The organism is Streptomyces hesseae, from assembly GCF_031845785.1.
GTDB classification, from domain to species: domain Bacteria; phylum Actinomycetota; class Actinomycetes; order Streptomycetales; family Streptomycetaceae; genus Streptomyces; species Streptomyces hesseae.
Genome location: NZ_JAVRFI010000016.1, coordinates 20,919 through 35,034, shown reverse-complemented (window position 1 = coordinate 35,034; position 14,116 = coordinate 20,919). Strand labels below are relative to the sequence as shown.

Sequence of the window (14,116 nt, the reverse complement as noted above, 5' to 3'; positions counted from 1 at the left end):
CACCTGCCTCTCGTGGTAGGTGCGAACGGCAGTGGCCATCTGGATCTTGGCCACGTCCCCTTGAAGGGCGGCCTCGTGCTGAACAGCGCGGATCTCACCGCAGGTGTGGCACCCGGCGGCCGTGTCCCTGATGGCGCGTGGTCTACCTCTGGCCACGATGCGCCGCCTCTCGATCAGCGATCAAGCGGGCGCACTCCGTGCACTCATCCACTTCCTTGCCAACAGTGGTCACGGGCGGGCCTGACGAGTGCGGCAGAGAGATCACCTTCGGGCCGTCCGTCGGCTCCCCCATGTCTCTACGCACCACAAGGACGCCGTCAGCACCGCGGGTAGCGACGCGGACGAGGGCGGCCCGTGCCCTGCTCGGTCCAGGGGTCACGGTGTCGCCCCGTTCGTTTCCCCGGGGCCGGTGAGCCGCTTCGCGTACACGAACCCGCCGTCCTCGTCGATCTCACGGAGGGTCCGCTTGTACTCGTCAATCGACGGCGAGATCATCGAACGCCAGGCGGTCAGGATCGCGCCGGCTTCACCGCGGCGGAGGAGGCCAAGGGCGGAGGTCAACCCTTCGCGCTCCCACGGCGGGACGGCGCGACGATCGTTCTCCACGATCACCGCGGCAACGTCCCATCCGAGGACCTCGGCGGTTTCCTGGCACCCCTGACGATGTAGGTCGACGTCGACACCCTCGACACCCGAGAGGTAGATGACGCACCGGAAGCGTTTGACCTTCGCCGTAAGGCCGGCTGCCGTGTCTGCCAGTGTGCGCCGTCGTTGGCGGTCGCCTTCCGTCCGGCGCGCGGACGGCGGGTGCTGCTGACGTTCGGCCCTCTGGTTACTGACCATGCAGGCATGGTGCTAGCTCGCGGGGCCGAGCTGAAGTGACGGAGCGTACGACCCTGCTAGATCGTGGGTGACGACTCGTACGCTCCGTATGACTCACGTGATCAAGGGAACCCCAATAACCTCGCTGATGTGGCGAACCTTGGCCGTGGAGACCTTCGCGATGCGCTGGCCGATGACGCCAGGCAAAGCCTGGTGCCGAACCCACTCGGGGGCGTCGAGACCCACCTCGATCAAGGTGCTGGCCGCCTGGTCGTGGAGGCCAGCAGCGCACTGGGCGAGGGCAACGTCGAGCTTGTACCTGTTCCGTGCAACCGTGGACATCTGCCGGGGGATGTCGGCCATGTCCTTCTCGTTCGCCAGCTTGAGGGCGCGCCCGTAGTTCTTGAGGGCCACGTGAATTCCAACGGCCTCTGTCTTCGCCGCGGTCGGCCCGAATGCGGTTCCGTACAGCTTCTCGTCACGGCCGAGTCGGGCGGCTGCCGCGTGAGCCTGCGAAATGTAGTCGTCGGCTGCCGCCTCGTCCTCCCGACGCGATGCCGCCACGGCCGCCGAGATCATCAGGCGCCCATAGGCAAGTAGTTGGGGGCGGGACGCCTTCCTGAAGGACGGCTCGATCGCCAGCGCGGCGCGTTCCGCCACGGCGACCGCTCGGGGCGTTTTGGCCCCGCGCAAGTAGATCCAAGACAGCGTGGATTCAAGGAGCGCCATCATGATGGGGTCGTCTACCTCCCGGGCGCGCAGCTTCGCCGACGTAAGTGCGCTCAACGCGAGGTCCCTCTGCCCGAATCCGTTAGCGCAGGATGCGGCTACGCGGTACGTGCTGGCCAGGATGAGGCCGACCTGCTCGCGTTCCCTGCCCGTTGCGCTGTCGTACCTGACGTGCCCCTCCATAAGCACCTTCGAGGCAAGGTTGCTAAGTGCTGCGGTGTCGCTCTTCCAAAAGGCGGACCAGGCGAGGTCACGAGCCCTGCCCAGTTCTTCGACCGAGCTCGGGTCATCGATGCCGTCCCACTCACCGAGGGCACTGTCATGCACCGCATCGGACAATTGGCGCAGTGCCGCGCGATCGCTGCCGTTCATGCCGCGGCGGGGGGCTTGTTGCCCGAGGATCACGCCAACATCGGTGTTCAGTGCGCTGGCAAGCTTGAGGAGCGAGCCGACGGACAGCTCGCCGCGATCCTGTTCCGCCTTCTGCACGAGGGCAAGAGATACGCCTGCTGCCTCAGCTAGGCCCTGTTGAGTCAGATCAGAGCCCCGAAGGTGCTTGATTCGCTTACCGTTTGTCAGGTCAGCCCAGTTGCTCACGGTCACCTCGGGGAGTCAGCTAGAACTCTGCGGCGTCAATTCCGATGGTAGGCCCACGCCTGTGAGTTCATGGCCCGAGCGTCAACGGCAAAAGGCCCCCGGTACCGGCAGGAAGCCGGTACCGGGGGCGCTGTTCAGTGGGTGGTGGTCGCCTGCCAGATGGACACGATCACCGCGGCGATGCTGACCAAGGCGGCGAGGGATGGCAGGGGCCATCGGCCGCGTTCGACGGCGTCGAGGCGGGTGTCGAGGTCGGTCAGGCGCTGGTCGGTCTGGTCGCCCCTCTGAACCAGAAGGGCGAGGGCGCCATCGGCGCGCGCGAATCCCACCTCCATGACTCCCCGGAGCCGCTCCAGTTCCAGGGCGACATCCGACGGGGTCGGGTCGGTCACACGGTCCCCTTGTCCACGGGGGCCGACAGAACGGCCGATTCGGTGCGCAGCCATCGGGGCAGGAGTGCCTGCACCCCGGGGATGGCCATGATGCGGGTAAGGCCGGCGGCGACAGCAAGGGCGCCGGCCGCCCACGGCAGGGTCGCAGGGATACCTGCGGCGTCAACGATCACCGGGAGAAGCGCAGCAAGGGTGATCGCGGTCTGAACGGTCGTGCGGATAGTGCGACGGGTAGCGTCGGTCACGCGTCGTGGTTCCTTCTCTGGGGTCAGGGGTCGATGTCGATCAGCGCGGGAATGGGTGCGCCGCGGGCGCGGGCGCGTTGGGCAAGGTGTTCGACGGCCGTCGCGGCCTGAAGCGGCACGATGCCGTTGCCCAGGGCTTTGAGCTGGGCGGCCCGGGAGAGGCCGGGAACGGCGGTGACGTGGCCTGGAGGTAGGCCCATCATCCATTCCACTAGGCCGGGGTTCAGTCGTCCCATAGCGTCGGTTGGGCGGGGAGCGGTACGGCCGATGACAGGGGCCCATCGGGCCACGGCCCCGGCATACGGTCCCCAGATTTCTTCCGGCGCGAGCACGGAGGCGGGGTCTGGCGCATCTGTGCCGCGTGCCGCCTGCCGATCCGTGTGCCCGACGAGGTGGTGGTGGGGTTCCTGGTGTGGGGCGGTGTGGCAGGGCCGGCCACGGTGCAGACCTCCGCGGCCAGGGACCGGCCGTGTGTGCCGGCTTCCTGTGACGGGGTGCGGCGCGTCTGCCGGTCCTCGTTCGGTGACGCTCTGGGGGTGGGGAGCAGGTCGACGGCGGTGCGCAGGTTCATGCCACCGGCCCGTCCCTGGTGTCCCGCCCCGGCCGCTTCGGAGGCTGATGGGGTGGGCAGGAGAAGGGCGGCAGCGGTCGGACAGCGTGGCTGACGTCCGCCCGGCCGGATCGGAGCAGCCGGAACGGTCAGCGTGCCGCCGGCGGAGGGCAGACGGCCGGGTGTGGTCTGACCTGTGGCCGTGCCGTGGCGGGTGGCCTGGGTCGGTCGGCCAGGTGAGGAGGAAGAGGCGGTTTCTCTGGTGGGGGGCGCCCACGTCGGACGCACGTAGACAAGTCCACTCCGCATCGAACCCGATGCGGGCAAGATCGGCGAGGACGTCGCCGAAGCCCATGCCAACGTGAGCTGCGACGTTTTCAAAGACCCCGAGTCGGGGTCGTAGAACGCCAAGGGCGGCGGCGATGTGGGGCCAGATGTGCCGGGGATCATTCACTCCTTTCCGCTGGCCGGCAGTGCTGAAGGGCTGGCAGGGGTAGCCGCCTGTGAGCACGTCGACCGGTTCGGCACCGGTCCAGTCAGTAGCCGTGATGTCGCCGAGGTTGGGAACGTCGGGGTAGTGGTGAGCGAGGATGCGGGTGGGGCCCGGGTCGGGGTCTGCAACCCACGTGACGGTGCCGCCGAATACGGCCTGCACGGCCATGTCGAGGCCGCCGTATCCGGAGCACAGGGAGCCGATCCGCAACGCCTGCCCGTCAGCCTCCGTCTCCGCGGGGCCCCAGTTTCGGCGCGGGGAGCCGGGAAGGGGCTGGGTCAGAACGCCGGTGGTCACGCGGTAGTGCGCGGGACCTTCAGCGCGGCCCACTGGAGGGGGCCGGGCCAGCCGTCGCACTCGTGCGGCGCGTCGCCGATCTTGCGCTGCCACTTCCGGAAGCTCTCACGGTCGGCGGACGTCCACTGCGGCCCGGGGCCCTCGCGGTAGGCGGAGCAGCCCTCCTCGACCAGGCGTCGGCCCATGGCCGTGATGATCGGCGAGTTGGGCGCATCCCGGAACCAAGCCTCGCCGGGGAACGGCTCGAACCCACTGTTCCCGCGGTCCCGCCCGTGATCGGCCCCTTCGTCGCCGGCCGGGATGTCGTCCGTACTGGCCTCGTGGCCGAAGAACGTAATGCCGGACCGACCCCGCCATTCCGGGTCGGCCAGGACGACGCCTTCGGGGTAGTCCGGGATGCCGTACCCGTGGATGTAAGAGCTGTGGCGGGGGCGGGTCTTCAGGTAAACGCCGTCGCCCTCAGCAGACCCGTTCGAGTTCGTGTTGCCTTCCACGGTGGTGATTTCGTCGTCCGTGTACGCGACGACGATGCCTGTGTGGGAGCCGCCGCCTGCGCCGAAGTAGACGATGCCGCCGATGACGGGGTAGTCGGTGTAGCGGTCGCGGTCCTGGAACCACTGGACCCCCTCCCAGCAGGAGGCCGTGACAGGGGCGAGGTCGACGGCTCCGGCCTCCTGGAAGCACCAGCTCACGAACGTGTGGCACCAGGCTTCGCCCTGGGCCCACTCAAGTCCGGGCACGGCCGGCGCGTACTTCTGGATGTTGTTCCAGTCGCCGTCTTCGCGGCCTTCGTGGTACCCGACTTCCTCGCGGGCTGTATTGATCACATCAAGTGCAACGGTCATACAAATGGCTCCTGTTGGGGCATGAAGAGGCCCCGGCCGGGATGGCGCGGGGCGTGGAGGAATAAAGGTGGTGGCGGCCATTCACGACGGCCGGGCGGTGATTCAGGCGTCGATGGCGAACCTGATGCTGTCCAAATAGATCCACTTCACCGGTGACTGCACCTGGGCCTGTAGCTGGCCCGGGTAGGGGTCGGTGCCGGACGTGACGTCGATGCGGATGCTGGAGTTCTTGACCGCGTTGAAGCTGGTGGCACAGATGAAGGACCGCATGTACTTCGGCCGCGCCTCGGGTGGCAGGACGGCCAACAGCCAGCTGTCCGCGACGTTGAAGTCCTTGCCGTCCTTGCGCTCCACGGACCCGCTCAACTCAAGCGTGCCGTTCACCAGACGCCATCGGGGGTTGCCGCCGTGCGCGGCGACGTCGGAGGGCAGGGGCAGGGGCTGCCAGGGGCCGGGTGACAAGGGCGTCCAGGTGCCGTTGGTGTAGATCTCCATGCGGTCTTCGGCCTGGAGGTAGGCGAGCTTTCCGGGCACCGGTCGTTCCGGTGACGCCGCGCGGGCGGCGGCGGTGGCGTACACCGTCTGCGTCAGGGCGTACATCCGTTCGTCAACGATGTCCCGGGGGGCGATGGCGCCGGCCTGCGGGGCCACGGTTACCCGGCACAGGGGGACGTCGAAGACGCCGTCCTGTCCTTGGCTGAGGGCGGGGGGCTGAGGCTGGGCTGCCGGGGTGCCCTGGAGGTAGGCGACGGAGATGCGCTGTCCGGTGCGGGTCAGGCGGATGGTGATCCGGTCGACGCGCGGCTGAGTGCCGGTGTTGGCGGCGATCACCACGTGGCGTTCGGCGTCGGAGTAGTAGTGGAAGCCCTGGACCGTGGCGTGACCGGGGGCGATGTTGACGGTCATGTCCTGACCGGTGGCCGTGGTGGCGAGGGGGTCGGCGGGGTCGCTGGTACGCGGGGCGCGGATGCCGTCGGTCTGCCACATGGACGTCATCTGCGACCACTGCTCGCTCGTCACGGTGGTGCCGGCGCCGCTGTCGAAGGGAAAGTAGTACTCGGCCAAGCGGACTCCATGATCAGTAGCGGGTGTTGAGCTGGTGCACGGCTTGCCACAGTCGCCGCACCTGGGCGTAGAGGGCCGGCGTTTGGGTGGCGGCCTCGGTGCCGACGGTGGCCTGTACGGAGCTGGCGTCCGCGGCGTCCGTCAGGTGCACCTCGCGCACGGGGTACACGAGGTCAGTGCCGGCGGTGGTGGTGACGGTGACCGTGTCGCCCGTCCGGTAGTCGCGGCCGTACTGGCACTGCTCGGTGTCGATCGGCGCGAGGGACAGGTCGGCTTGCGCTCCGCCCTGCTGGAGGGCGTTGGCGGCCGAGGTACGCAGAGACCGGAACTGGTCGTCGCTGGCGTCCAGTCGCGCCGGGATGGCGGTGTCGCGCTGGTCCACGAACGTCTCCCCCACCCGGGCCCACTCGGCTTCGGCGTCGGGGGTGTCCCATTGCCAGAAGAAGCGGTCCTTGCCCTGCCCTTGGGCGGCGATGATGGCGCGCGTCGTGCGGGGCGCGGTGAGCTGGTACGAGTAAGAGGACAGGTTCCCCAGCCCGGGTGAGAAGCGGATCATGCCGCGCAGGTCGCGGGTGGTGCCGATCTGGAGGGCGAGCCGGGGAGTGGTGGGGTCGGGCTGGGTGACCCGCACGGTCAGGCCGGCGGTGGAGGCGAGTGTCTGTATCGCGGACAACAGGGTGTCGAAGCGCAGAGAGATCTTCGTGGGGGCGCCGAGGCCGGTGGTGGGGCCGGGGTCCAGGCCCGGGACGCGTCGGCCCGGCAATGCAGTCGGCCCGGCGTTGGCGGCGACGAGGCGGGTGATGATGTCGCCGGCCGGGCCCGCGGACGACCAGTAGTCGACGGCGTAGCGGCCGTTGCCGGTGTCGGGGGCGCGGGTGGGGTCGGGGAAGGCGAGGCGGGTGGCAAGTGCGGCGTTGTCGCAGACGCCGGAGAAGGTCAGCGTTCCGCCGGTGGCCGACCAGTTGTCGCGGATGCTGGTGAGGGGTCCGGTCAGCAGGGGTTCGGTAGCGTCGTCGGACCAGATCATCACCCCGTGGCCGCCGGTGGCGAACAGGTGGGCGTGGGGGTGGTCGGCGGGGAGGACGAGGGTCCAGGCGCCGACGTCGAGGTGGCGGACGATCACGTCCAGGGAGGTGTAGGAGTCGATCTGTCCGACACGGCGGAGGGCCGCGTCGCGGACGTCGACGCGGTAGCGCCGCAGGGTCAGGCTCCGAGGTGTCGTGGCTGATAGGTCAGGGTGACCGCGGACTCTTCCGACGCGCCGGTGGCGGTGAGGGAGATGACGTTCTCCCCGGGGACGAGCTGCCACAGGGAGGCCGGGCCGACGAGGTGGGGCCAGAGGTTTTCGCCTCGGGTGCCGTCGGGGTTCTCCAGGTAGACGGCCTTGATGCCGGGGCGGGTGTCGATCACGACCGTTCGGCCGGCGGGGATGCCGTAGGCCAAGGTCAGTTCCGTGCCGGTGCTGCGGTTGGCCAGCCGTAGGGGGATGACGGGCTGGCCTGCGTCCTGCTGGCCGAGGGGACCAGTGATCCGCCATACCGGCCACGCGTCCACGTCGGTGGTGGCTTGAACCGGCAGACCCTCGTCACCGATGACGCTCGGCGCGATCCGCATCGGAAAGAACGGACTGATGTGCGGCTCACCGGTGGTGGCGAGGTCGAGGCGGGACAGGGTGAGGTGGTCGACATCCAGCGGGGCGCCGTCGGCCTGGATGACCGCTCGCACGGTGGCCGTGCCGCCGGGCACCGTCCCGGGGTCAAACTCCATTGGGTGGGCCCCGCTGCCCACCGGGGAGGCGTTGCCGTGGCCTCGTCCCCGGGCGTAGCCGATGACGTCCACCCACCCGTCGGCGTCCACGAGTGGACGGTCGGCGGCGCTGATGAAGCGGGCCCCGCCGGGCACCGGCGCTCCGGCGGTGGTGAGGCCGACCAGGCCGACCGACACGGATGTCTGTGCGTCGGCGGCAGCCGCACTGCTGCGACGGACCCGAGCGGTCAGCCGGTACAGGCTCGTCCCGTCATAGGGGACCGCGGTCGTCGCCTCCGCCCGGATACCGGCGGCAAGGCGGGTGTACTGGCCGTCCGTAACCCGGGGGTCTTTGAGGACCGTTCCGGCCCCGCCGGTCCAGGCGGAGGGGTTGTTCATGGTGTCGGACAGCAGCACTGTCCAGGACCCGGCGGGGTGGGAGAGGAACGCAGGCGCGCCGTGCACACGGAAGGTCTCGGCCCGCTCGTCTCCGTGCCAATAGGGGTCGGGGGCGGTGAGCTGGAGCCCGTACCGGACGTAGGTCAGGCCGGCGCCGTCGCTGCCCTCATCTCCTTCCATGCCGCCGGTGTAGTGGACGCGGATGCTGCGCGCCGTGCCGTCGGCCTCCGCCACCCGCAGCACGCACGGGCCCCGCTCGGCGACGAGGGCGGCGACGAATCGCCGCTTCAGCGCCAGCAGCTCCGGGCGGGTGGGCGCCCACAGCAGGAGCGGCAGTTGGAGGCGGCGGGAGGCGGCGCGGGTCTTCACCACACGGCCGCCGTCCATCCCCGCGTACTCCGTGACGGTGGCCTGGACCGGCGGGGCGTCCATGCCGGTGGGGCCGGGGAGGATCGCGATGCAGGCCCCTTGGTGGGACAGGTCCGCAGTCAGAAGGAACTCTTGGCCGTTGCCGGTGGTCAGAGTGACGCGGGGTGGGGCGTCGGCTGCGGCGTGCTCCGGTCCGGGGAGGACGCCGGTGGAGACGACCGCGGACGGGGAATTCAGCGCGGCCAGTAAGCTCACGCACCAACCCCCTTTCAGTCATGGGTAGTTGGCGCGTGGGCCGTACTGGTCAGGCGTACAGGGCGTCCGCGAATTTCAGGGCGGACACGATCTGCTGCTCGGTGGGGATGCCGGGGACGGCGTGCAGGTGAATGACCGGCGCCGCCCCGGTGGTTGGGCCGGTCTCAGTCGAGGGGGCGAGCCCCTTGGAGTCGGCGATCAGGTCCCACTGGGCGGGGGTGAAAACGGGCTCGGGGCGGCCGAGCCCGTTGTAAACGAGGGACAGACCCGGGGGCAGATAGCCGCCGGAGTCGTAGCCGCCTGGCCTATCCAGGGCGGATAGCGACCCGTATCTATGCAGCGCGTAATTCAAGCCAGAATAGATATTGGCAAGGGGATTAACGGAGGTTCCATACAAGAACGGACCAACATCCCGGAAGGGCCCCGCATACGCATCGAAGGTCGGCCCAATTACCTGCATCAATCCGACCGACGGGGTACCGTCCTGCCAATTGATATCCCAGGTATTGACAATATCTGGATTTCCGCCCGATTCATCATTCATGCGGCGGAGGACGGTGTCGAGCCAAGAGGCCGGCTGCCCGAGCATGCTCAGGGCCTGGAGCACTTGAGGCGTCCAGCGGGTGACCCCGCTACCGCCGGTGTCACCTCCCATCTGCGGGCTTCCGCCTGCGGAGAAGAAGCCCTTCACGAAGTCGGTGACGGTGTCCTTCAAGCCCGTGACCGGCGTCCGGAACACCTCGCCGATCATCTGCGACCACTTCGCCGCGTCCAGGCTGTCCAGGTCTCCGAGCACCGGCTTCAGCAGGGCATCCATGGCTTGGCCGGGGTTGGCCAGCATGTCCGCGGCGCCCTTGACCCCGCGCCACGCCTTGGTGGCCTTGTCGCTCGTCCAGTCCCACGCCTTACCGGCGCTTTCCTTGCCCCAGTCGAGGGCGGACCCGAGAACGCCACCCTTGGCGAGCATCTGCGTGCCTGCGGCTTGGAGGAGGCCCAGGGCGCGCGCCCGGTATCGCGGATCGGTCGGGATGACGTATTCCGGATAGCGAGGGTTGCCCTCGCCGACGATCGCCGTCGGCTGATTGAAAACGCCGGGGCGGACAGGGAGCGGACCGCCGGCAGCAAGGAGAGGGAGTTTCTCCATTTTCAGCTTGTCACCGATGCCGGGAATCCAGCCGGTCAGCGTGTTCCAGATGTCGAGGACGCCGGAGTTCCAGACGGTCCCGATCACGAAATTGATCGGATCTTTCGTGGCGCCTTCGATCTTCTTCCAAGCAACAGCAATTCCGTCCTTGGCATGAGCAAAGGCGCTGGAAATGCTGCTGATTCCGTCCTTCAGTGCACTGAAAGCAGGCTGGATGGCGTTTTCCCAGCCCCACACGATGGCGTCAGAAATCCACCGCCAAACCGGTTTCACAATGCTGTTGTAAAGCCACGAAATCGTGGGCCCGAGCACGTTCTTCAGGAACCAGGCGAAGGCATCCACCGCGGGCCTGATGACGTAGGACCAGGCGACGACGATCGCGGCGCCGATCAGGTCGAAGGTGGGCTTCACTACGGCGTCGTAGAGAAGCACGATGACCGGCCACAGGATGTTCTTAATGAAGGACCAGAACAACTGAAGCGTCGGCCAAATCACGTCCAGCCAGACGGTTTTTATGACCTGGCCGATCAACTGGAACATCGGCCAGACAACGACCATGGCGAAGTCGCGAACGATCGGGAACAAGGTGTTCGCGATCACCGACCACAAAGCCAGAAGGACCGGCTGAAGCACCCCGAACCAGACGGCGGACACAACCTGCCCGATCATCTGAAACGCAGGAAGGAACGCGTTTTGCCAAAGCCACAGGACGGCCGGCGCGACGCGGACCATGATGACGTCGGCGAGCCAGGAGAACGCCGGCTGAATGACCGTCGCCCAGATAGTTGAAAACTGGACCGATATCCAGGCAAAAAAAGGGGACAGCGTGGAGTTCCACAGCCACATGAAGGCCGGGACCACCTGCCCCATCACGATGCCGGCGATCCAGCCGAACACCGGCTGAATGACCGTCGCCCAGGCGACCAGGCAGGCCGCCTTGATGGCGTCCCAGACCGCCATCACCCCGTCGCGGAACCAGCCGAACCGCTGCCAGAGGTAGACGACGGCCAGACCCAAGGCGACGAGGGCGCCGATCACCAGCAGGATCACGTCCATCGTCCAGCCGATGGGCGTGGCCTGCACGAGGAGCGCCAGCGCGGCCGTAGCCCCGTTGACCAGCCATTCCGCCAGCGCGACGGCTCGCAGGCCGAGGCTGACAGTGATCAACGCAACCCCGATGGCCTCCAGGACTCCCGGCGGGACCAGGGAGACGAGGCGGGCAAGGTCACCGACGAACAGCAGCGTGACGCCGGACATCGGCGCCATCGCCGTCCAGACGTTGCCCAGCGTCGTGCCGATATCCCGGAGGATTCCGCCAACTATCGGCCCGTTCTCGCGAATTCGCGCGAGGAAGGCGGCGAAGCCGGGTGAGTCGCGGAGGCGGTCTCCCCATTCAGAGAACCGTTTCGCCTGATCGACCAGGCGCTGAGTGAAGCTTTCCGTGTGGGGAAGGGCCGCGTCCAGGGCGCCGGCAAAGCCCTTGAAGAAGTACCCGAGGGCGATCCCGGTGTTGCGGATGGCAGGCCGGATGGCGTGCGTCAGGTCATCGCGAAAGCGGTTCCAGAAAGGGGTTTTGAAGTCCGCCGCAGTGGCGTCCATCAGCTCCCGGGTACCGGCTGCCGCTTCCCGCACCAGCGGCGTGAACGCGGGCAGGGATGCGCGCGCGCCGTTGAGGCCGCGGGTGAAAAGCGGCATCACCTCCGGCTGAAGGGCGGCGGACCAGTCCTTGAACGCGCTCTTCAGCGCAACGAAGGCATCGAAGGTGTCGCGGGCCGAGGGCGACAGGGCATCGAGCGCACGGCGGTACTTCTGTGCGGCAGTGTCGGCTGCCGACGTGGCGTCGGCGGTCTGCATCTGCGCGGCGGCCACCTGCCGCTCGGCGTTCGCAATGGCGTCCGCCGCTGCGGCCTGGGCCTTGGCCACATTCCGGACGGCGTCGCCGACCCCGGCCTGTGCGTCAGCAACGGCGCGGGCCTGATCGGCAACCCGTTCGTGGGCCTGGGCTGCGGCGTCCTGTGCGCGCCGGACCCCGTCCGCGCCGTCGACGCCGGCGGCGTTCGCCTTGCGGGTGTCGGCCTCCAGGCGCTTGTGCGCGAGGGACTGTTCCTTCAGGCCCTGCACGGCCTGGTCGTAGGTGAGTTGGGCCTGATCCCGCTCCAGTTGCGAGGCAGCCGGGTCGGCGCGGACCTTGGCGAGGTCCTGCTTGGCCTGCGTCAAGCGCAGGGTGGCCGCCCGCTCGTTCAGGGCGGAGTCGGCGAGCTGGTCGGTCAGGTCCTCCAGCTGCCGGACGGCGTCCGCGCGGGCGCTGGTCAGGGCCTGCTGTGCGCGGCGCTCGTCGTCCTGGGCGCGGGTGAGCTGCTGTTCGGCGCGGCGGACGCCGTCTTCGGCCTGGGCGACCTGCCGGTGTGCGGCGGCGATCTGGTCGGCGGCGTTGCGCTGGGCCGCGGCCAGCGCGCGAACGGCACTCTCCTGCTGGGCGGCGCGCTGGGTGGCCGCGGTGGCGGCTCGAGCGCCGTTGTCGCTGGCCTGCGTAGCCGCGTCCTCCGCCGCTTTCTTGGCCTGGAGGGCCTGGGCAATGCCGATGATCGCCGGAGCCGCGACGGCACCAAGGACAGCGAAGCCGGAGGCGGCGACGACGGTTGCGGCGGCGAGGCCGGCGACCTGCCCGGCGAGGATCTCCGCGCCCGGGACGGCGGCGAGACCGGCCAGGGCGAGGGTCAGGCCCAGCGTCCCCAGGAGGGCCGGGGAGAAATCGAAGTCGATGCGCTTGCCGTCGAGGGCGTCGGCCTGCGCGCGGACGGCGGCGAGGGCGGCGGATGCCTGCGCGGCGTCGACCCTGACGTCGATGTCCGCATCCGACGCGGACAGGGCGGCCAGCCGGGCCTGGACCGTGTCGATCTGCGCCATGGCCGCGCCGGCGTCGACATCGATGCCGATCCGGGCCGTGGCAAGCGTGGTGAGCTGGGCGCGCAGTGCGGCCAGCTCGGCGCGGGCAGGGGCGGTGTCCGCGCTGATGTTGATCTCGGGCAACGCGGCCTGCGCGGCCTGGACCTGGGCCCGCAGACGCCCGCCGAAACCGCCGTCGGTCTCCAGGCGGATGACGCCAGGCCGGGCGGTGATGCGGTCGATCTCCTCGCGGACCGCGGCAAGGTGGGCACGGGCAGCGGCGGTGTCCGCGCGGACCGTGACGTCCGGGTGTGCGGCGCCCAGGCGCAGAAGCTCGGCTTCCAGGGCCTCCGCCTCTGCACGGGCCGCCGTCGCGTCGATATCGACTCCGACCGTCTTGCCGGCCAGGGCCTCCATGCGCACCCGCAGGGCCTGGAGATCGGCATCGGCCTCGTCGGTGTCCGCGCCGATGGTGATCTTCGGCAGCGTCCGGAACGCGGCTTCGAGCCGGGTCTTCAGCGACCGGGCGAACGCCCCGCCGGTCTCGCTGCCTTCGCGGGTGGCGTCGCGGCGGGCCCGGGTGCCGCCCTGCCGGACGGCGTCGGGGATGGCGTTGCGGATCGCGGGAACGAGCGCGGCGGCGATGTCGCGGCCGAGGGTGGTGCCGATCTGTGCGCCGCCGCCGACCCCGGCGGTCATGGCCTGCGTGAAGGCGCGGCCAGCTAGGCGTCCGGCTTCCTGCCCGGCACTCGTGGCCGGTTCGGCAAGTGCGGTCCGCAGACGCTGGCCGATTCCCCGAGTGTTGGGGATGACCTGGACCTCGACGGAGCCGACGACGATCGCCACGGCGGCCCTCCTTACGTTCGGGAGTGGCCGCCGATCAGGCGGGCGTTACGCGGGGTCGGGGGTGCCGTTGATGATCTGCAACAGCGTCTGCGCCGCCGCATCACTCATGCGCGGGCGGTGTTCTCGGGTGCGGGGAACGCCGGGACGCGGGACCGGTGAGGGCGGGTCTGGCCGCTTGCCGCCGCTGGTGTTGACCAGGGCGTAGTAGTGCGTGAGGCGATTGACCGCGTCGATGGTCTGCGCGAGGAGCAGATCAGTCTGTGACCAGCGGCCCCGCGACGGATCGGCGCCCTCGGTCTGCGCGTCGAGGTCGGCCAGCGCCGCGTTGTTGCGCAGGGCGGTCATGGTCGCTGCCTCGGGTGGCAGGTGCTCGATCATCACGCGTACCTGCCGCCAGGTGAGACGGCCCCTGTGCAGGTCCAACAGGTCCGTACCG

The 14,116-nt window shown here is 69.2% G+C and carries 11 protein-coding genes and 1 pseudogene; all 12 read right to left on the bottom strand.

What is annotated here, in order from left to right; translation table 11 throughout:
* Positions 1-375 precede the first annotated feature (375 nt).
* Positions 376-843 (bottom strand): serine integrase family protein, encoded by a 468-nt coding sequence (locus tag RM609_RS22760; protein ID WP_311613367.1) that lies wholly within the window; start codon positions 841-843, stop codon positions 376-378.
* A gap of 93 nt (positions 844-936) precedes the next feature.
* A complete protein-coding gene (locus tag RM609_RS22755; RefSeq protein ID WP_311613476.1) occupies positions 937-2,148 on the bottom strand; it encodes a helix-turn-helix domain-containing protein in 1,212 nt (403 codons plus the stop codon).
* A gap of 134 nt (positions 2,149-2,282) precedes the next feature.
* Positions 2,283-2,540: a hypothetical protein gene (locus tag RM609_RS22750; protein ID WP_311613366.1), complete on the bottom strand. Its 258-nt coding sequence runs from the start codon at positions 2,538-2,540 to the stop codon at positions 2,283-2,285.
* Entirely contained in the window at positions 2,537-2,785 is a 249-nt protein-coding gene (locus RM609_RS22745; RefSeq protein WP_311613365.1) for a hypothetical protein, read from the bottom strand. The genes RM609_RS22750 and RM609_RS22745 overlap by 4 nt, the downstream gene beginning before the upstream one ends.
* 23 nt (positions 2,786-2,808) lie before the next feature.
* The gene (locus RM609_RS22740) at positions 2,809-2,985 is read right to left on the bottom strand and encodes a hypothetical protein (protein WP_311613483.1); all 177 of its coding nucleotides are present in this window, start codon (positions 2,983-2,985) and stop codon (positions 2,809-2,811) included.
* Positions 2,986-3,630: 645 nt separating this feature from the next.
* A pseudogene (locus RM609_RS22735) lies at positions 3,631-3,996 on the bottom strand (DNA cytosine methyltransferase); the annotation flags it as partial.
* Positions 3,997-4,121: 125 nt separating this feature from the next.
* On the bottom strand, positions 4,122-4,970 hold the full coding sequence (locus RM609_RS22730; protein WP_311613364.1) for a peptidoglycan-binding protein: 849 nt from the start codon (positions 4,968-4,970) through the stop codon (positions 4,122-4,124).
* A 102-nt stretch (positions 4,971-5,072) separates the two neighbouring features.
* A complete protein-coding gene (locus tag RM609_RS22725; protein ID WP_311613363.1) occupies positions 5,073-6,035 on the bottom strand; it encodes a hypothetical protein in 963 nt (320 codons plus the stop codon).
* Between the two features lie 13 nt (positions 6,036-6,048).
* Positions 6,049-7,344, bottom strand: a complete 1,296-nt coding sequence (locus RM609_RS22720; protein ID WP_311613362.1) for a siphovirus ReqiPepy6 Gp37-like family protein — start codon at positions 7,342-7,344, stop codon at positions 6,049-6,051.
* Positions 7,239-8,804, bottom strand: a complete 1,566-nt coding sequence (locus tag RM609_RS22715; protein ID WP_311613361.1) for a phage tail family protein — start codon at positions 8,802-8,804, stop codon at positions 7,239-7,241. The genes RM609_RS22720 and RM609_RS22715 overlap by 106 nt, the downstream gene beginning before the upstream one ends.
* A gap of 49 nt (positions 8,805-8,853) precedes the next feature.
* A complete protein-coding gene (locus RM609_RS22710; protein WP_311613360.1) occupies positions 8,854-13,680 on the bottom strand; it encodes a hypothetical protein in 4,827 nt (1,608 codons plus the stop codon).
* Positions 13,681-13,725: 45 nt separating this feature from the next.
* The gene (locus RM609_RS22705; RefSeq protein ID WP_311613359.1) at positions 13,726-14,058 is read right to left on the bottom strand and encodes a hypothetical protein; all 333 of its coding nucleotides are present in this window, start codon (positions 14,056-14,058) and stop codon (positions 13,726-13,728) included.
* Between the last annotated feature and the right edge of the window lie 58 nt (positions 14,059-14,116).

Excerpts from the sequence above, each read along its gene's own strand:
- RM609_RS22760 (WP_311613367.1), bottom strand. The coding sequence starts at position 843 with ATGGTCAGTAACCAGAGGGCCGAACGTCAGCAGCACCCGCCGTCCGCG.
- RM609_RS22740 (WP_311613483.1), bottom strand. The coding sequence starts at position 2,985 with ATGGGCCTACCTCCAGGCCACGTCACCGCCGTTCCCGGCCTCTCCCGG.
- RM609_RS22730 (WP_311613364.1), bottom strand. The coding sequence starts at position 4,970 with ATGACCGTTGCACTTGATGTGATCAATACAGCCCGCGAGGAAGTCGGG.
- RM609_RS22705 (WP_311613359.1), bottom strand. The coding sequence starts at position 14,058 with ATGATCGAGCACCTGCCACCCGAGGCAGCGACCATGACCGCCCTGCGC.